The organism is Streptomyces sp. SID13666, from assembly GCF_010548325.1.
Taxonomy (GTDB): Bacteria; Actinomycetota; Actinomycetes; order Streptomycetales; family Streptomycetaceae; genus Actinacidiphila; species Actinacidiphila fildesensis.
The window spans coordinates 258,019-276,158 of sequence record NZ_JAAGLX010000001.1 but is presented as its reverse complement, the minus strand read 5'-3'; the positions used below and the strand labels follow the sequence as shown (position 1 = coordinate 276,158).

16 protein-coding genes and 1 pseudogene are annotated in these 18,140 nt (G+C 69.8%); 14 read left to right on the top strand and 3 right to left on the bottom strand.

Going from position 1 to position 18,140, the window contains the following annotated elements:
- Positions 1–47 precede the first annotated feature (47 nt).
- Complete coding sequence (locus G3I60_RS01345) at positions 48–377, bottom strand: hydrogenase maturation nickel metallochaperone HypA (RefSeq protein WP_164292578.1); 330 nt, start codon at positions 375–377, stop codon at positions 48–50.
- Between the two features lie 276 nt (positions 378–653).
- Here G3I60_RS01345 and G3I60_RS01340 point away from each other — a divergent pair, with 276 nt between their 5' ends.
- The 13 genes from G3I60_RS01340 (at position 654) to G3I60_RS01280 (ending at position 15,537) form a co-directional block, all read left to right on the top strand.
- Positions 654–1,709, top strand: a complete 1,056-nt coding sequence (locus G3I60_RS01340; RefSeq protein WP_164292579.1) for a hydrogenase expression protein HypE — start codon at positions 654–656, stop codon at positions 1,707–1,709.
- 34 nt (positions 1,710–1,743) lie between these two features.
- The gene (locus G3I60_RS01335) at positions 1,744–3,537 is read left to right on the top strand and encodes a nickel-dependent hydrogenase large subunit (protein WP_138351532.1); all 1,794 of its coding nucleotides are present in this window, start codon (positions 1,744–1,746) and stop codon (positions 3,535–3,537) included.
- Position 3,538: 1 nt separating this feature from the next.
- Entirely contained in the window at positions 3,539–4,528 is a 990-nt protein-coding gene (locus G3I60_RS44975; protein ID WP_198357854.1) for a NifU family protein, read from the top strand.
- Complete coding sequence (locus G3I60_RS01325) at positions 4,525–5,178, top strand: DUF5947 family protein (RefSeq protein WP_164292580.1); 654 nt, start codon at positions 4,525–4,527, stop codon at positions 5,176–5,178. Before G3I60_RS44975 ends, G3I60_RS01325 begins: the two co-directional genes overlap by 4 nt.
- Positions 5,175–5,816, top strand: coding sequence for a DUF6084 family protein (locus tag G3I60_RS01320; RefSeq protein ID WP_164292581.1), 642 nt, complete (start codon positions 5,175–5,177; stop codon positions 5,814–5,816). The genes G3I60_RS01325 and G3I60_RS01320 overlap by 4 nt, the downstream gene beginning before the upstream one ends.
- A complete protein-coding gene (locus tag G3I60_RS44970; RefSeq protein ID WP_239069445.1) occupies positions 5,813–7,261 on the top strand; it encodes a hypothetical protein in 1,449 nt (482 codons plus the stop codon). Before G3I60_RS01320 ends, G3I60_RS44970 begins: the two co-directional genes overlap by 4 nt.
- Before the next feature lie 136 nt (positions 7,262–7,397).
- Positions 7,398–7,910: a hydrogenase maturation protease gene (locus G3I60_RS44965; protein ID WP_164292582.1), complete on the top strand. Its 513-nt coding sequence runs from the start codon at positions 7,398–7,400 to the stop codon at positions 7,908–7,910.
- A 2-nt stretch (positions 7,911–7,912) separates the two neighbouring features.
- Complete coding sequence (hypF, locus tag G3I60_RS01305; RefSeq protein ID WP_164292583.1) at positions 7,913–10,465, top strand: carbamoyltransferase HypF; 2,553 nt, start codon at positions 7,913–7,915, stop codon at positions 10,463–10,465.
- Between the two features lie 83 nt (positions 10,466–10,548).
- Positions 10,549–10,845, top strand: a complete 297-nt coding sequence (locus G3I60_RS01300) for a HypC/HybG/HupF family hydrogenase formation chaperone (RefSeq protein ID WP_138351528.1) — start codon at positions 10,549–10,551, stop codon at positions 10,843–10,845.
- Positions 10,842–11,945, top strand: a complete 1,104-nt coding sequence (gene hypD, locus G3I60_RS01295; RefSeq protein WP_138351527.1) for a hydrogenase formation protein HypD — start codon at positions 10,842–10,844, stop codon at positions 11,943–11,945. The genes G3I60_RS01300 and hypD overlap by 4 nt, the downstream gene beginning before the upstream one ends.
- Before the next feature lie 8 nt (positions 11,946–11,953).
- Entirely contained in the window at positions 11,954–13,018 is a 1,065-nt protein-coding gene (gene hypE / locus G3I60_RS01290; RefSeq protein ID WP_164292584.1) for a hydrogenase expression/formation protein HypE, read from the top strand.
- Entirely contained in the window at positions 13,019–13,735 is a 717-nt protein-coding gene (locus tag G3I60_RS01285; RefSeq protein WP_164292585.1) for a DUF6390 family protein, read from the top strand.
- 140 nt (positions 13,736–13,875) lie between these two features.
- Positions 13,876–15,537, top strand: a complete 1,662-nt coding sequence (locus G3I60_RS01280) for a hydrogenase maturation protein (RefSeq protein ID WP_164292586.1) — start codon at positions 13,876–13,878, stop codon at positions 15,535–15,537.
- Between the two features lie 6 nt (positions 15,538–15,543).
- Here the strand turns inward: G3I60_RS01280 and G3I60_RS01275 are convergent, their stop codons facing one another.
- A complete protein-coding gene (locus tag G3I60_RS01275; RefSeq protein WP_164606518.1) occupies positions 15,544–16,455 on the bottom strand; it encodes an oxidoreductase in 912 nt (303 codons plus the stop codon).
- A 117-nt stretch (positions 16,456–16,572) separates the two neighbouring features.
- On the opposite strand from G3I60_RS01275, the gene G3I60_RS01270 reads away from it, so the two are divergent.
- Positions 16,573–17,571, top strand: coding sequence for a DUF5937 family protein (locus tag G3I60_RS01270; RefSeq protein WP_239069444.1), 999 nt, complete (start codon positions 16,573–16,575; stop codon positions 17,569–17,571).
- Between the two features lie 76 nt (positions 17,572–17,647).
- Here G3I60_RS01270 and G3I60_RS01265 read toward each other — a convergent pair.
- A pseudogene (locus G3I60_RS01265) lies at positions 17,648–18,129 on the bottom strand (Rrf2 family transcriptional regulator).
- Positions 18,130–18,140: the final 11 nt, after the last annotated feature.

The following is an 18,140-nucleotide window of genomic DNA, read 5'->3' as shown; positions in this document are numbered from 1 at the left end:
CCCCCGGTACCGCCGTCGGCGTGGCAGCCACAAGTACCGCACATACGTCAGCCCACTTTCATCGAGATGATCTGGAGCTCCTGACCCGAGGTGATGTCCACGTCGGCGCTGCCGCACGGACACAGGAGGATCAGATCGGCCAGGGTGAATTCGGTGTCACATGCACGGCAGTGTCCAGCGCCGGCGGGCTGGTCGATCTCGAGGCGCGCGCCCTCGGCCACTGTTCCCGCGGTGACCAGATCGAAGCAGAAACGCATCGCGTCGGCCACCACCGCGGTCAGCATTCCCACCCGGACGGTCACCACCTGTACCGGCCGCCCGGCGGCGCGTTCACATACCGCGTCGACGACGCTCTGCGTGATCGACAATTCATGCATCAGCGCCTCGCTCCAGCGTCACCGTCAAATGGCACATTCCGTGACCGGCCGGATCGCATACGACCGGTGGCCTCTCGCGCGTGAATCACTCGTTCGGCCCAATACGAGCCACGGATGATTGCCGATAAGCCCGCGGCCATCGAGCGGATTCCCGTGTTGACAGCGCGCTCTGACGGAGTCTAGATGGTACCAATGTGAGCGACACCACACGTGCGAGCCGAAGGCGATCCCCGCAGCGCGGCGGATCTGCCGCCGGCCCCGGAAGGCGGCGGCATTATGCCGACAGAGGCTGCAATGAAAGCGGAAGAAACATTGATCCATGTTCTGTGGATCAATGCGGGTCTCAGCTGTGACGGCGATTCAGTGGCACTGACCGCCGCCACCCAGCCCAGCATCGAGGAGATCGCCCTCGGCGCCCTGCCCGGCCTCCCCCAGGTGGCCGTGCACTGGCCGCTCATCGATTTCGAATGCGGCCCCACCGGCGGCGCCGACGACTTCCTCGAGTGGTTCTTCAAGGCCGACAGAGGCGAACTGGAACCGTTCGTGCTGGTCGTCGAGGGGTCGATCCCCAACGAACAGCTGCACGACGAGGGCTACTGGTCGGGCTTCGGCAACGATCCCGCCACCGGTCAGCCGATGACCACCAGTGAGTGGCTCGACCGGCTGGCCCCGAAGGCCACCGCCATCGTCGCGGTCGGCACCTGCGCGACCTACGGCGGCATCCACGCCATGGCGGGCAATCCGACCGGGGCCATGGGAGTGCCGGACTATCTGGGCTGGGACTGGAAGTCCAAGGCCGGAATCCCGATCGTGTGTGTCCCCGGCTGCCCCATCCAGCCGGACAACCTTTCGGAAACCCTGACGTATCTGCTGTACATGGCCACCGACCAGGCCCCGATGATTCCCCTCGACGACGCACTGCGTCCGGCCTGGCTGTTCGGCCAGACCGTGCACGAGGGCTGCGACCGGGCCGGCTACTACGAGCAGGGCGACTTCGCGACCGAATACGGTTCGCCGAAATGCATCGTCAAGCTCGGCTGCTGGGGCCCCACCGTGAAATGCAACGTGCCGAAGCGCGGCTGGATGAACGGTATCGGCGGCTGCCCCAACGTCGGTGGAATCTGTATCGGCTGCACCATGCCGGGATTCCCGGACAAGTTCATGCCGTTCATGGACGAGCCCCCCGGCGGAAAGCTCTCCACGAACACCGTCGGACTGTACGGCGCGACCATGCGGCGGCTGCGCCACATCACGACGCACACGCTCGACCGGGAGCCCAAGTGGCGCAAGCCCGGAAAAGACCTCACGACCGGTGCCACCCGCACTTGGTGACCCACCGCAACAGACAGAAAGATGAGGCGGCGCAATGACCGCGACGCAACGCAAGGGTGGCAGCGGGACCCAGGGCAAGGACGGCCTGGTGGAGATGGCGTGGGACCCCATCACCCGCATCGTCGGCAGCCTGGGCATCTACACGAAGATCGACTTCAAGCAGCGCGTGGTCGCGGAATGCCACAGCACGAGCTCCATCTTCCGCGGCTACTCGGTCTTCATGAAGGGCAAGGACCCTCGCGACGCGCACTTCATCACCAGCCGGATCTGCGGGATCTGCGGTGACAACCACGCCACGTGTTCCTGTTACGCGCAGAACATGGCGTACGGGGTGAAGCCGCCGCACCTCGGCGAATGGATCGTCAACCTCGGCGAAGCCGCGGAGTACATGTTCGACCACAACATCTTCCAGGAGAACCTGGTGGGGGTCGACTACTGCGAGAAGATGGTCGCCGAGACCAACCCCGGAGTGCTGGAGAAGGCCAATCGGACCGACTCCCCGCACGCGGAAGCCCATGGGTACAAGACCATCGGCGACATCATGCGCTCGCTCAACCCGTTCACCGGTGAGTTCTACCGTGAGGCACTCCAGGTGAGCCGGATGACCCGGGAGATGTTCTGTCTGATGGAGGGCCGCCACGTGCACCCCTCCACGCTCTATCCCGGCGGTGTGGGCACCGTCGCGACGATCCAGCTGATGACCGACTACATCACCCGGCTCCAGCGGTACGTCGAGTTCATGAAGAAGGTCGTGCCCATGCACGACGATCTCTTCGACTTCTTCTACGAGGCGCTGCCCGGGTACGAGATGGTCGGCAACCGCCGCATCCTGCTCGGCTGCTGGGGCTCCTTCCAGGATCCCGAACACTGCAACTTCGAGTACAAGGACATGACCGACTGGGGCCGGAAGATGTACGTGACCCCGGGCGTCGTCGTCGACGGCAAACTGGTCACCACCGACCTGGTCGAGATCAACCTCGGCATCCGCATCCTGCTCGGCTCGTCGTACTACAACGACTGGGAAGAGCAGGAGATGTTCGTGACCCACGACCCGCTCGGCAATCCGGTCGACCGCCGGCACCCGTGGAACCAGCACACCAACCCGCAGCCGCAGAAGCGGGACCTGGGCGACAAGTACAGCTGGGTGATGTCACCGCGGTGGTTCGACGGCAAGGACTATCTCGCCCTCGACACCGGTGGCGGACCGCTGGCCCGGCTGTGGACCACGGCGCTGGCCGGGCTGGTCGACATCGGCTACATCAAGGCCACCGGCCACAGCGTGCAGATCAATCTCCCCAAGACCGCGCTCAAGGGTCCGGTGGAGCTGGAATGGCGCATCCCGCAGTGGAGCAACACCATCGAGCGCAACCGGGCGCGCACCTACTTCCAGGCGTACGCGGCCGCCTGCGCGCTGCACTTCGCGGAGAAGGCGCTCGTGGAGATCCGCGCGGGACGCACCAAGACCTGGGAGAAGTTCGAGGTCCCGGAAGAGGCGGTCGGCTGCGGGTTCACCGAGGCGGTGCGCGGCGTCCTCTCGCATCACCTGGTGATCCGCGACGGCAAGATCGCCAACTACCACCCGTACCCGCCGACTCCGTGGAACGCGAGCCCGCGCGACTCCTACGGCACACCGGGACCCTACGAGGACGCGGTGCAGGGCCAGCCGATCTTCGAGGAGAACGACCGGGAGAACTTCAAGGGCATCGACATCATGCGCACGGTGCGCAGCTTCGACCCCTGTCTGCCGTGCGGCGTGCACATGTACCTCGGCGAGGGCAAGAAGATCGAGCGGCTGCACTCCCCCACCCAGTCCGCAGGCAGTGAATGACGTGGCGGAGCACAGCGCGTCCCCCGCGCCCGAAGTGACAACGGCCGGCTCCGCACCGTCCGCCTCCGCGCCGTCCGACTGGCGGGTGACCGGTGAGCGCATCGACACCCTGATCGCCGCCAGTGCGTCCGGGGGTGCCATCGCGCGCGAACGCAGCGAGGAACTGGTCCGGCTCGTCACCGATTTCTACGGTGCCGGGCTGGAACGGCTGCTCGACCTGCTGTACGAGCAGGGTCGTCTCAGCGGCGACGTCCTGGCCTCCTTCGCCGCGGACGAGCTGGTGACGAGTCTGCTGCTCGTGCACGGCCTGCACCCGTACAGCGTGGAGACGCGCGTCGAGCAGGCGCTGGAGAGCGTACGGCCCTATCTGGGCTCGCACGGCGGCGACGTGGAGCTGCTCGGTGTGTCCGACGACGGCGTGGTCCGGCTGCGGCTGCTCGGCAGCTGCGACGGCTGCCCGTCCTCCTCGGCCACCCTCAAGCTCGCCGTGCAGGGCGCCGTCGAGGCGGCCGCTCCGGAGATCATCACGATCGAGGTCGAGACCACCACGGACGGGGAGTCCGGAGCCTCCGGGCCGATGGTCCCGGTCGAGGCGCTGTTCTCCCGTCTCCACGAGACGGTTCCCGCTCCTGACGACTCCGGCTCGTCCTGGGAGCTCGTCCCCGAACTGGCCGGCCTCGAACCCGGTGCCGTCACCCGGTTCACCGCCGGGCTCGTCCCGGTGCTGGCCTGCCGTATCGGCTCGGACCTCTTCGCCTTCCGGGACCGCTGTGCCCGGTGCGACCGGCCGTTGGAGGGCGCCGTACTGGCCCGGCGGCTGGGCGGCGCCTCCGACGACGGGGTGCTGCGGTGCCCCGCCTGCCTTGCGCACTACGACGTGCGGCGGGCCGGTGCCTGCGTCGAGGCGGCGGACCTGCACCTGGACCCGCTGCCGCTGCTCGCGGACGGCGCGACCGTCTCGCTCGCCGTACCCACCCCGGCGGCGACATGATCAGCGGAAGCCGCTCGGCGTCACCCGTGGCCTCCCTGCTCCGGGTGACGCGCAACCGCCCGCAACCGGTTGCCGGGGAACGCTGCGAGATGTGCGCGGAGTCGATCGACCCGGGTCACTCGCATGTGGTGAACCTGGAGAGCCGGGCCCTGATGTGCAGTTGCCGGGCCTGCTACCTGCTGTTCAGCGATCAGGACGCGCATCTGCGCTATCGCGCGGTCCCCGAGCGGTATCTGTCCTTCGACGGTCCGACCGTCGACGAACGGACCTGGGACACCCTGCAGATCCCGGTCGGGCTGGCCTTCCTGTTCCGCAATTCCGTCCAGGGCCGCACCATCGCGTTCTATCCGGGCCCCGCGGGCGCCACCGAGTCCGAACTGCCGCTGGACGCCTGGGACACCATCGTCGAGGCCAACCCCGAACTGGACGTCCTGCTCCCCGATGTGGAGGCGCTGCTGGTGCGCCGCGGGGACGGCTCCGGCGGGTCCTGTCATCTGGTGCCCATCGACGCCTGTTACGAACTGGTCGGCAGGCTGCGGACCCTGTGGCGCGGCTTCGACGGCGGCCGCGAGGCGCACGACGCGATGGACGCGTTCTTCGCCCACGTGGCGGAGCGCAGCCGGCCCGCGACCCTGGACGACCGGTCGTGACCGGCCTCGGCTTCTCCGTGCTCGACGTCGTCGCCGAGCCGTACGCCGTCGCGCCGCAACTCACCGCGCGGCTGCGGATCGAGGAGGACAGCGGCGAGCGGATCCACGCGATCGTGCTGCGCTGCCAGGTCCGCATCGAGCCGCAGCGACGGCACTACGACGCCGCCGAACAGGACGGGCTGCGCGGGCTGTTCGGCGATCGGGAGCGCTGGTCCGACACCCTCAAGCCCTTCCTCTGGATGCAGTGCAACACGACGGTGCAGGGGTTCACCGGTACCACCGAGGTCGACCTCGCCCTGCCCTGCACGTACGACTTCGACGTGATCGGCTCCCGCTATCTGCACGCCCTCGGCGAGGGCTCGGTGCCGCTGACGCTGCTCTTCTCCGGCACGGTGTTCACCAAGGGGACCGCAGGGTTCGGCGTACGGCAGGTGCCCTGGGACTGCGAGGCCCGCCATCAGATGCCGGTCACGGTGTGGCGGCAGATGATCGCGTCCTACTTCCCGAACTCCGGCTGGATCAGATTGGACCAGGACGTGCTCGACCGCATCGCCGACTTCCGCGCCCGGCGCGGGCTGATCAGTTGGGACGAGACCGTGCACACCCTGCTGGCCGACATCGGCGAGGTGGTCCTGTGAACGCGCTGAGCCCCGCCGGCCCGGTGAGCCTCGACCACGTCCGCACGATCGCCGACGCGGTGCTCTACGAGGGATACCTGCTCTACCCGTACCGGGCGAGTTCGCACAAGAACCGGTCACGCTGGCAGTTCGGAGTCCTCGGGCCGCCGTCCGCGTCCGCGGCGAGCTTCAGTGAGGACCCGGGCATGGAGATGCAGTGCCTCCTCACGGCCCCGCACGAGCCGCCCGGTGGCGTCACGATCCATCTGCGCTTCCTCCAGCTGCAGGTCCGCGAGGTGCAACGGCGCGACGAGGACGGCGGCTACACCCCGGTCGAGCAGCTCACCGTGGACGGCGTGTCGGTGCTGAGCTGGGACGAGGCGGTGGAGCGGGAAGTCATCCTGCCCGCACTCGCCTGGAACGAGGAACTCGATCAACTGCACCGCATCACCGGCGGATCGGAGACCGAACCGCTGACGGATCCGAACGGCGCCGAGGTGGGCCGCATCGTGCGACGCCGCGAACCACTGGCGGCCAGGATCCGTACCCGCTGGACGGCCGACGACGGCTTCGTACGGCTGTCGGTGTCGGTGGACAACGAGCACCCGGACACGGCCGCCGACAAGGACGCCGCGATCCGCGCGTCACTGATCGGCTCGCATCTGCTCCTGCAGGCGCACGGGGCCGGGTTCGTCTCGCTGCTCGAACCCCCCGACGAGGCGGCCGGTGCGGCCGGCCGCTGTCGGCAGCGGCGGTGCTGGCCGGTGCTGGCGGGACCGAGCGGGACCACCGACACCGTGCTGGGCGCGCCCATCATCCTGTACGACCACCCTGAGGTGGCGGAACAGAGCGCGGGCGCCCTGTTCGACTCCACCGAGATCGACGAGATCCTGACGCTGCGCGTGATGACCATGACGGACGAGGAGAAGGCGGAGGCCCGGGCCACCGACCCCCGGGCGCGGGAGATCATCGATCGTTGCGACGGCATGTCGCCCGCGGACCTGCAACAGCTCCACGGCCTGCTCCGCGATCCGCATGCGCCGCAGGCGGGTCCCGCCGGTCCTTCTCCTGCCGACACGCCGACACCCTTCGACGCGGACCCCTTCGACGCCGATCCCTTCGACACCGGTGGCGTCCCGTGGTGGGATCCCGCGACCGACGCCGCGGTGCAGCCCGAGTCCGACGCGGTCGTCATCAACGGCGTCCGGGTGGCCAAGGGCAGCCTCGTCCGGGTGCACCCGTCCCGCCGTGCGGACGCGCAGGACCTGTTCTTCGCCGGCCAGGTGGCGCGGGTGACCGCGGTGCTCTCGGATGTCGACGGAGCGGTGCATGTCGCCCTGGTCCTCGTCGACGATCCGGCGTCGGACCTGCACGACTGGTACGGCCGTTACTTCTACTTCGCCCCCGACGAGCTGGCGCCCCTGGCCGTCGAGAGCTCCAAGGAACACCGAGAGGAGACCCCATGAGAACCCTGGGCGTGATCACCACAGGCGTGGCCGCGGCCGTGGCACTGGTCGTCGTGGCTGTGGGAGTGAAGTCGATCCCCGACATCCGCCGGTATCTGAGAATGCGTTCGATGTGAGCGAGGGAGCAGGTCCTGACGTGACCGGCGGTGTGCTGGTCGCGGGCGTCGGCAATCTCTTTCTCGGCGATGACGGCTTCGGACCCGAGGTGGTGCGCCGACTGGCCGGACCCGGCGGCCTCCCGTCACGGGTCCAGGTGGTCGACTACGGGATCCGCGGTATGCATCTCGCCTATGACCTGCTCAACGGGTACGACGCCCTGGTGCTGGTCGACACCTACCCCGGGGGCGGTCCTCCCGGGGAGGTGACGGTGCTGGAGATCACCGCGGAGCACCTCGGTACGGGTGAATTCGACGCGCATGGCATGAATCCGGTGTCAGTTCTGGCAAATCTGGATCAATTGGGCGGTACTCTTCCCGTCACCTACCTCGTGGGCTGCACTCCCGCCGGAATCGACGAAGGCATCGGGCTCAGTGAGGCTGTCTGCGCCGCGGTACCCGAGGCGATCGAGGCGGTGCATCAGCTGATCCGTCGTCTGCTGCCGCCCGAACCCACCGAGACCGTCCCGTCCGCCGTTCCCCGGAGGTCCTGATCATGTGCCTTGGCATTCCCGGTCAAGTGGTGGAGATCGTGGACGGGTTTGCCGGGCAGCTCGCACTGGTCGATGTGGAGGGCGCACAGCGGCGGATCAACATCGGCATGCTCGACGAAGCCCCCGGCCCCGGCGACTGGGTCCTGCTCCACATGGGCTTCGCGATGGAGATCATCGACCAGGACAAGGCTCGCGAGGCGCTCTCGGGTCTGGAGATGATGGGGCAGGCCCGCACCCGCCGGGTCCGGCGCAGGTTCGAGGTGCGCGGTGTCGTCCAGGGTGTGGGGTTCCGGCCCTTCGTCTACGTCACCGCCTCGGAGCTGGCCCTCGCCGGCTCGGTGGCGAACACCAGCGCCGGCGTGGTCGTCGAGGTCGAGGGCGACGCGGAGGAGGTGGCGGAGTTCGGGCGGCGGCTGCGCACGGACGCCCCTCCGCTCGCCATCGTAGAGAGCGTGCGGGATTCCGAGCGGCCGACACGTGGCGGCACGGAGTTCACCATCGAGGACTCAAGCGACGGCGGCCGCGCCCGTACGCTCGTCTCCCCCGATGTCGCCACCTGCCAGGAGTGCCTGACCGAGCTCAGCGACCCGGCGAATCGCCGGTACCGCCATCCGTTCATCACGTGCACCCACTGCGGCCCCCGGTTCACGATCGTCACCGGTACCCCGTACGACCGGGCCGCCACGACCATGGCGGCGTTCGACATGTGCGACGACTGCCGGGCGGAGTACGACGATCCGGCGGACCGCCGGTTCCACGCCCAGCCGATCGCCTGTCACGCCTGCGGACCCCGGCTCGAACTGGTCCGCAAGGACGACGGTCGCCCGGAGCACGGCGAGGACGCCCTGCGCGCCGCACGGGAACTGCTCGCCGACGGCAGGATCCTCGCGATCAAGGGGCTCGGCGGCTACCACCTCGCGTGCGACGCCCGCAACGACGCGGCCGTCGCCGAGCTGCGACGCCGTAAGCAGCGCGGTGGCAAGCCGTTCGCGGTCATGGTCGCCGGTCCCGAGGTCGCCGAACAGCTGGTGACGATGACCGGGGAGGAGCGGGAGCTGCTCTCCGGCATCCGTAAGCCGATCGTGCTCCTGCCGCGGCTCCGGGCGGAGCCGGCGGCCGGCGTGTCCGACGCGGTGGCGCCGGGCAACCCCGACCTCGGACTGCTGCTGCCCTACACCCCGTTGCACGTTCTGCTCTTCGGGGTCGGGGACGACCGGCCGGGCCCGGACGCGCTGGTGATGACCTCCGCGAATCTGTCCGGCGAGCCCATCGTCACCGACGACGCGGAAGCCCTCGCCACCCTGGCTCCGCTGGTCGACGGCTGGCTGCGGCACGACCGGGCCATCCATGTCCCGTGCGACGACTCGGTCAGCCGGTTCGTCGCGGGTGCGGAGCTCCCGATCCGCAGATCCCGCGGCTACGCGCCGCTGCCCCTCGCCCTGCCGTTCGACGTACCGCCGACACTCGCGGTCGGCGCGGACCTGAAGAACACCTGCGCGCTCGGGGAAGGCCGCTACGCCTGGGTCAGTCAGCACATCGGCGACATGGACGACCTGTCCACCGTCGAAGCACTGACCAGGACCGAGAGACACCTCGAACGCCTCACCGGCGTCGAGCCCCGTCAGCTGGTGGCCGACCGGCATCCCGACTACCGGTCCGGCGACTGGGCCCGCACCCACGCGAACGGCAGGCCGGTGCGGACGGTGCAGCACCACCACGCGCACATCGCATCCGTGATGGGCGAGCACGGGCTCGGCGCCGGCGAGAGCGTGATCGGGGTCGCCTTCGACGGCACCGGCCACGGAACCGACGGGGCTGTCTGGGGCGGCGAGGTTCTGATCGCCGACTACACGTCGTTCCGCAGGGCGGCGCACCTCGGCTACGTGCCCCTGGCGGGCGGCGACGCCAGTGTGCTGCGCCCCTACCGGATGGCGCTCGCCCACCTCCGCGCCGCCGGGGTCGCCTGGGACGACGACCTGCCGGCCGTCGCCGCCTGCCCCGCCAGGGAGCGCGACGTCCTGGCTCACCAGTTGGAGAGCGGGTTCGGCTGTGTGCCCACCTCGAGCATGGGCCGTCTCTTCGACGCCGTCGCCTCGCTGGCCGGTGTCCGGCATCAGGTGGAGTACGAGGCCGAAGCCGCCATCGAGCTGGAGGGCCTGGCCCGCGCCTCAGCGGCGGACGGCGACGGGACGGCGAGCCGCTACGCCTTCGCCGTCCGGTCCGCGAACGCCACGTATCCAGCCGTCGCCGACCCGGGGCCGGTGATCCGCGCGGTGGTGCACGACGTACGCGCCGGGATCTCCCCGGAACACATCGCCGCCCGCTTCCACGCCGCCGTCGCCGTACTCGTCGTCGACCTCGCGGAGATCTGCCGTGCGCAGTCCGGCCTGGAGGTGGTGGCGCTCGGTGGCGGTGTCTTCCAGAACGCCGTGCTGCTGGAGGAGGCGCAGCGCATGTTGACCGGCCGGGGGTTCACCGTCCTGCGGCCCCGGCTGCTCCCCCCGAACGACGGTGGCATCGCCCTCGGCCAGCTGCTGATCGCCGCGTCGGGCTGACCCCCGGGGCCCGGACGGATCCACCGGGCTCCCCACGGATACCCAGGGATTCAGCAATTCAGGATTCACAGAGAAGAGGGACCATGTGTCTGGCAGTTCCGGGGCGTGTCCTCAGTACCGCCGAAGTCGACGGCACCTTGATGGCCCAGGTCGATTTCGGCGGGGTGCGCAAAGAGGTGTGCCTGCAGTACGTCCCCGACGTGACGATCGGTGAGTACGTCGTCGTGCATGTCGGGTTCGCCATCCAGCGCCTCGACGAACGGTCGGCGCAGGACACGCTGGCCAACTTCGAGCGGCTCGGAATCCTGGCGGAGGAATTCGGCGACGGGTTCGAACTCGCGGCCAAGCACAAGGAAACCCCAGAAGGAGCCGGCAGATGAAGTATCTCGACGAGTTCAGCGACCCTGACCTGGCGAAGAAACTCCTGGACCAGATCCATGCCGCCACCACCCGGCAGTGGGCCATGATGGAGGTCTGCGGGGGCCAGACCCATTCGATCATCCGGCACGGCATCGACCAACTGCTGCCCGAGGGTGTCGAGTTGATCCATGGGCCGGGTTGCCCCGTCTGTGTGACACCGCTGGAGATCATCGACCGCGCTCTGGCCATCGCCGCCCGCCCGGGAGTCATCTTCTGCTCCTTCGGCGACATGCTGCGCGTGCCGGGCAGCAGCCAGGACCTGTTCTCCGTCAAGAGCGCCGGCGGCGATGTCCGGGTCGTGTACTCGCCGCTGGACGCGCTGAAACTGGCCCGCGAGAACCCGGACCGGGAAGTCGTCTTCTTCGGGATCGGATTCGAGACGACCGCGCCGGCCAACGCGATGACCGTGTACCAGGCCAAGCGACTGGGGGTGCGGAACTTCTCCCTGCTGGTCTCCCATGTCCTGGTGCCGCCGGCCATCGCGGCCATCATGGAGTCCTCCACCTGCCGGGTGCAGGCCTTCCTCGCCGCCGGGCATGTGTGCAGCGTGATGGGCACCTCCGAATACCCGCCGCTGGCGGAGAAGTACCAGGTCCCCATCGTGGTCACCGGCTTCGAGCCGCTGGACATCCTCGAAGGCATCCGCCGGACGGTCATCCAGCTCGAAGCGGGCCGCCACGAACTGGAGAACGCCTACCCCCGCGCGGTACGCGACGAGGGCAACCTCCCCGCCATGGAGATGCTGCGCGATGTGTTCGAGGTGACCGACCGGACCTGGCGGGGCATCGGGATGATCCCCCAGAGCGGCTGGAAACTCTCCGGGAAGTACCGCGAGTTCGATGCCGAGCTCCGGTTCGACGTGACCGGCATCCATACCGCCGAGTCGGCACTGTGCAGGTCGGGCGAGGTCCTGCAGGGCCTGATCAAGCCGCACGAGTGCGCGGCGTTCGGCAAGGAGTGCACCCCGCGCAACCCGCTGGGCGCGACGATGGTGTCGTCCGAGGGCGCCTGTGCCGCGTACTACACCTACCGCCGACTGGAACTGGTCGATGCCAAGTGACTGATGCGATGCAACGCGTGGGCGACCTCGATTTCGAGAGCTGGGTCTGCCCCGTCCCGCTGCGGGACACCCCGACCGTCGTGATGGGGCACGGGGGCGGCGGGGTGATGTCCGGGGAACTGATCGAGCATCTGTTCCTACCCGCATACGGCGCGGCGGCGGCAGCGGAGCTGGGTGACTCGGCCGTCCTGTCCATCGGCGGCACCCGGCTCGCCTTCTCCACGGACTCGTTCGTGGTGAAGCCGATGTTCTTCCCCGGCGGGTCGATCGGTGACCTGGCGGTGAACGGAACCGTCAACGACCTGGCGATGGCGGGCGCGACGCCGCTGTTCCTCTCCACCGCCTTCATCCTCCAGGAGGGCACCGAACTGAGCGAACTCGGCCGGATCGCCGAGGCGATGGGCACGGCCGCGCGGGCCGCGGGCGTCCGCCTGGTCACCGGGGACACCAAGGTCGTCGACAGTGCCAGCGGTGACGGCGTCTACATCAACACCGCGGGTATCGGGGTGATCGCCGACGGGGTCGACATCGACCCGCGTCGCGCGCGGCCCGGCGACGCCGTGCTCATCAGCGGCGACATCGGGGTGCACGGCGTGGCGGTGATGAGCTGCCGCGAGGGCCTGGAGTTCGGCACCACCGTCGAAAGCGACACCGCCCCCCTGCACGGCCTGGTCGCCGGCATGATCGCCACGGGCGCGGATCTGCACGTCCTGCGTGACCCGACCCGCGGCGGGGTCGCGGCCTCGCTGAACGAGATCGCCCGTGCGTCGGCGGTCGGCATCGACCTCGTGGAACGGGACCTGCCCGTCCCGCAGACGGTGCGGGACGCCTGCAGTCTCCTCGGGCTCGATCCGCTGCAGGTGGCGAACGAGGGCAAGCTGCTCGCCATCGTGCCCGCCGAATGGGCGGATCAGGTGCTGGAGGCGCTGCGGGCACACCCGCTGGGCCGGTCGGCGCGCCGCATCGGCACCTGTGTACCGGATCACCCCGGGATGGTGGTCGCCAGGACCGGACTGGGCGGAACCCGGGTGATCGGCCTTCCCATCGGCGAGCAGCTCCCGAGGATCTGCTGAATGAGCGCCCGGGGCGCGCTCCTCTTCGCGCGATACGCCTACCCGCCCAACGAGCTCGGCTACTGCGGTCCGGCCGATGCGTCCGCCCTGCTCGATTCCGGCGCGACCGCCGGAATCGAGCGGCGGGCGCGGCAGTTCGAGGGCGCCTGGTGCTACCTCGAATTCCTCGCGGAAGCGGCAGGAATTCCTGACCCGCTCGACGAGCGGGTGGTCGAGGCCTACTGGATCGGCAACGACCTGCTGGAGCAGGCCGGTTCCGCGGCACTGGTGGACCGCATGCTGGACCGGTTCCGTGGCCAGATCGGCGGCACCTGGCGCGAGGCGGCACACCGCGCCCTCGCCCACCACAGCTTCCAGGTCTTCGACGTCTACCCGTGGGCGCATCTGCTCCGCACGACCGACAACCTGACCGCTCTGACCGTTCTCGATCAATGCCGCATCCGCACCGGGGTCGTCCTGGACGTCGCCGGTGAGTCGGCGACCGTCACGTCCAGCCCGCTGAGCTGGAGCGGGACGGCGGTGGAGACCGGGCCGCAGCGGCAGGAGGTGGTCCGCTGGTCGACCGGCGGCAGGACGCTGCTCGACGGGCTCTCCCCCGGTGACCGGGTCGCCCTGCACTGGGACTGGGTGTGCGACGTGCTCACCGAGGACCAGGTCGCCCGCGTCGAGTCCCTGGAAGCCCGACAACGCAACGCGCACAGCAGCATGGCGCGGTGAGGGCGGAACCGGGCGGGCGACGGGGCCATATGGCGCCGTCGTTCGGGTGACCTTACGGACGCGCGTCGGTCGTCAGCGCGGGCCGGCGCGCAAGGATTTCCGGTCAGGGTCCCTCCCCCCGGGACTCGCTGGAGGTCACCATGAACATCCTGCTGCTCGCCAGTGCGTTCAACAGCTTGACGCAGCGCGTGTACGTCGAACTGTCGGACCGGGGCCACACCGTGGCGGTGGAACTCTCCTGCGAGGAAGAGGTTCTGCTCGATGCGCTGGAACGGCACCGGCCCGCGCTGATCGTGGCGCCGATGCTCAGGGAGGCGATCCCGGAGCAGGTGTGGTCCGCGCACACCTGCCTGATCGTGCACCCGGGCCCGCTGGGCGACCGTGGGCCGTCCTCGCTCGACTGGGCCGTGCAGGAAGGCCTCGACCAATGGGGCGTGACCGTTCTGCGCGCCAACGCCGAGATGGACGCCGGGGACGTATGGGCTTCGGTGTCCTGTTCGCTTCCCGCGGTGGGCAAGAGCGATCTGTATCGCAACGAGGTCTCCGACGCGGCGCTCGAAGCCGTGCTGCTGGCCGTGGAACGCTTCGCCTCGGGCACGTTCGTCCCCCGCTCGCAGAACAGCCCGGACGAGCGGATCACCGTCACCGCCCGGCCCTACCTGCGCCAGGAGACCCGGCGTATCGACTGGGACGCGGACAGCACCGAGACGGTGGCCCGCAAGCTGCGGTCGGCCGACTCGCAGCCAGGGGTCCTCGATGATCTCCTCGGCGCTCAGTGGTTCCTGCACGGCGGCCACCCCGAGGACGCCCTGACAGGCGCCCCCGGCGAGGTACTGGCCACCCGCGCGGGCGCGATCTGCCGCGGGACCCGCGACGGCGCCGTGTGGATCCCGCGGCTGCGACCTCGTCGTGTTCCGGGGCAGCCGCCGACGTTCTCGCTCCCCGCGGCCACCGCTCTGGGGGAACGGCTGCCGCCGGTGCCGGAACTGCCCTTCCCCCTCGACGGCGCACCCGACGGCAGCCGCACCTGGACCGACATCCACTACCGCGAGGACGGGGAGGCCGGATTCCTCGGGTTCTCGTTCCCCGGCGGCGCGATGAGCACGACCCACTGTGAACGTCTGCTCGCCGCCTACCGCTACGCGTGCACACGGCCGACGTCGGTGCTGGTCCTGGGGGGCGGCCGGGACTTCTTCTCCAACGGCATCCATCTCAACGTCATCGAGGCCGCACCCGATCCGGCCGCGGAGTCCTGGGCCAACATCAACGCGATCGACGACGTGGTCCAGGCGATCCTGACCACCACGGACCGTTTGGTGATCTCCGCGCTGGGCGGCAACGCGGCGGCGGGCGGGGTGATGCTCGCCCTGGCCGCGGACGAGGTCTGGTGCAGGACCGGCGTCGTACTCAACCCGCACTACCGGCGGATGGGACTGTACGGCTCGGAGTACTGGACGTACTCCCTGCCGCGCCGGGTCGGCGTCTCGGTCGCCGAGCAGCTCACCGAGCGGGCGGTGCCGGTCAGCGCCGCGACCGGGCAGCGGCTCGGGCTGGTGGACCGGCTGTTCGACACCGGCCCGGGGGAATTCGCCGGGCAGGTCGGCGAATTCGCCGTGCGGCTGGCCTCCATGCCCTCGACCCCTGGCCGGATCGCGGTGAAGAAGGCGGAGCGCGAGGCCTCGGAGGCCGCCAAGCCGCTGGCCGCGTATCGCGAGGAAGAGCTCAGCCGGATGCGGCAGATCTTCGACGACCCCGGCCGGCCGTACCACGCCCTCCGCCGGGCCTTCGTCCACAAGACGTAGCGCCGCCTACACCCCGCCCTGGTGGAAGACGTCCAGGGCGGCCAGCTCGTCCTCGGACAGGCGCAGCGCGCCCGCGGCCACGTTCTCCGCGACGTGGTCCGGGTTTCCGGTGCCCGGGATGGCCAGCACATGCGGACCGCGGTGCAGCGTCCACGCGAGCCGGACCTGCGCCGCGCTCGCCCCGTGGGCGCGCGCCACGGCGAGCACCGCCTCGCCCTCGGCGCCGCTCGCACCGGCCTCGCGCCCGGCGCCGGCGATCGAGTAGAACGGCACGAACGCGACGCCCTGCTCACCGCACACTCGCACGAACTCGTCCTGGTCGGGCCGTACACCGAGGCCGTACAGGTTCTGTACGCACACCACCGGCGCGATGGCCTGGGCCTCGGCGAGGTGTTCGGGGCGCACGTTGGACAGGCCCAGGTGACGGATGAGCCCGGCGTCGCGCAGCCGGGCCAGCGCGCCGAAGCGATCGGCGATGGAATCCGTGCCGACGATCCGCAGGTTCACCACGTCGAGGTAGTCACGGCCGAGCTGGCGCAGGTTCTCCTCGACCTGGCCGCGGAGTTGCTCAGGTGTGGCGTGCGGCTGCCACCCACCCGACGCGTCCCGGCTCGGTCCGACCTTGGTGGTGATGACGAGATCGTCCGGATAGGGGGCCAGCGCCTGGTTGATCAGCTCGTTGGCGGAGCGCAGCGGCGAGAAGTAGAACGCGGCGGTGTCGATGTGGTTAACCCCGAGCTCAACCGCGCGGCGCAGCACGCCGATCGCGCGGCCGCGATCGCTGGGGGCGGCACCGGCCTCGAACGCCGCACCGTTCTGCGTCAGACGCATCGCGCCGAAGCCGATCCGGTTGACGGTGAGGTCACCGAGCTCCCACGTGCCCTCGGCCGTTGGCGGCGTCATGGTCGTTGCGGTCATGGTCGTTGGGGTCATGGCCGTTGCGGTCATGGCCGTTGCGGTCATCGTCTGTGAGGTCATGCCGGGATGATGACCGCCCGGTAAGCTGCCGACCACTGATTAAGGTATGTCTGAATCATGGGAGCGGCCGTGTTGGCGGAGCTGGCGTTTTCCGCGAGCGATCTGGCGCAGATGCGCTTCTCCATCTCACCGATGTGGGAGGCCGGAACGAGCTTCCGGCTGCTGCGCACCGGCTCCACGCATCCGGTGCACCAGCCCTGGATCGACCAGGTCAGGCCCCGGGTGGCGGCCGCCGGACTGGACCGGGGCTGGCTCGCCGAGCTGATCCAGCCCACTGGCTACGTTCCCGACTTCCTCAACCCGGCACCTGTAGGACCGGCCCCCACGCTGGCGGAGGAGCTGGCCGGCGTCCTGGCCGCACCGGTCGACCGGGTGCGCCAGGAAATTGAGCGCATCCAGGATGATCAGGGGTCCCTCGGCCCCCGGCTGCGGGCCCTGTACGCCGAACCGCAGGCCCGCATGGTCCGGGTCGCGGAAGAGATCGAGACCTATTGGGAAGTGGCGCTCGCCCCCTACTGGGCACGGATCCGGGCCGTGCTCGACGCCGATGTCTTCCACCGGGCCCGGCAGGTCGCCGAACACGGCGTGGGCCGTCTCTTCAACGATCTTCACACGTCCGTGAGTTGGGACGAGAACGCGCTACGACTGGCTCGCCGGCAGCGGACGCTGTCCCGGCAGACCGCCGGGGCGGGACTGCTGCTGATTCCCTCGGCCTTCACCGGCCCCGGCCTGCTCACCCGGGTCACACCGCCGGAGCCGCCACAACTCGCCTACCCGGCGCGCGGCATCGGCTCGCTGTGGGAGTCCCGGCCCATCCCCCGGACCGACGCCCTCGCCGCCGTACTCGGCCGCTCGCGGACCCTGCTGCTGACCGAACTGGAGACTCCGGCCTCCACCACCGAACTGGCCCGCCGCACGGGGCTCACCGCACCCGCGGCGTCCCAGCACCTCACCGCCCTGCGCGACGCGGGACTGGTCAGCGCCCACCGGGCCGGTCGCTCGGTGCTCTACGCCCGCACGTCCGTGGCAGAAGCCGTCCTCGCCGCCGCCCCGTAGATCCGGAGCACTCAGGCGACCGCCGCCCCGTGGATCCGGAGCGCTCGGACGACCGGCACCCCGTAGATCCCGATCCTCAGGTGACCGGCGCGCTCAGCCACGCGCCGATGTCGGCCAACGCGCCGGGGCCGTAGTCGGAGCCGACGTCCTGGACCAGATCGGCGATCGAGACGTCCCGCAACGCCGCCCGCCAGGCCGCGTCCGCCCCGGCCATCGCGCGGGCGATCGCGCAGGGCGCGGTGCACTGCTCGGCCGGGGTGGCCGGCGGACCCCGCTGGCGGATCTCCGTACAGGTGAAGGCCTGCTCAGGACGTCCACGGCTTCGACCACATCGAGCACGGTGATCGAGGCGGGTTCCCGGGTGAGCACGTAGCCGCCCGCCTTGCCCTGTACGGAACGTACGAGACCGGCACGGGAAAGTGCCTGCAGCTGCTTGGCCAGATAGCTCGCCGACACGTCGTGCAGCTCCACCGGCCGGGTCGCGGGCACGGGCTCCTCGGCCGTCGTGAGCACGACGCAGCAATGCAGGGCCCACTCGACTCCGCCGGACATCTTCATTCGGCCACCCG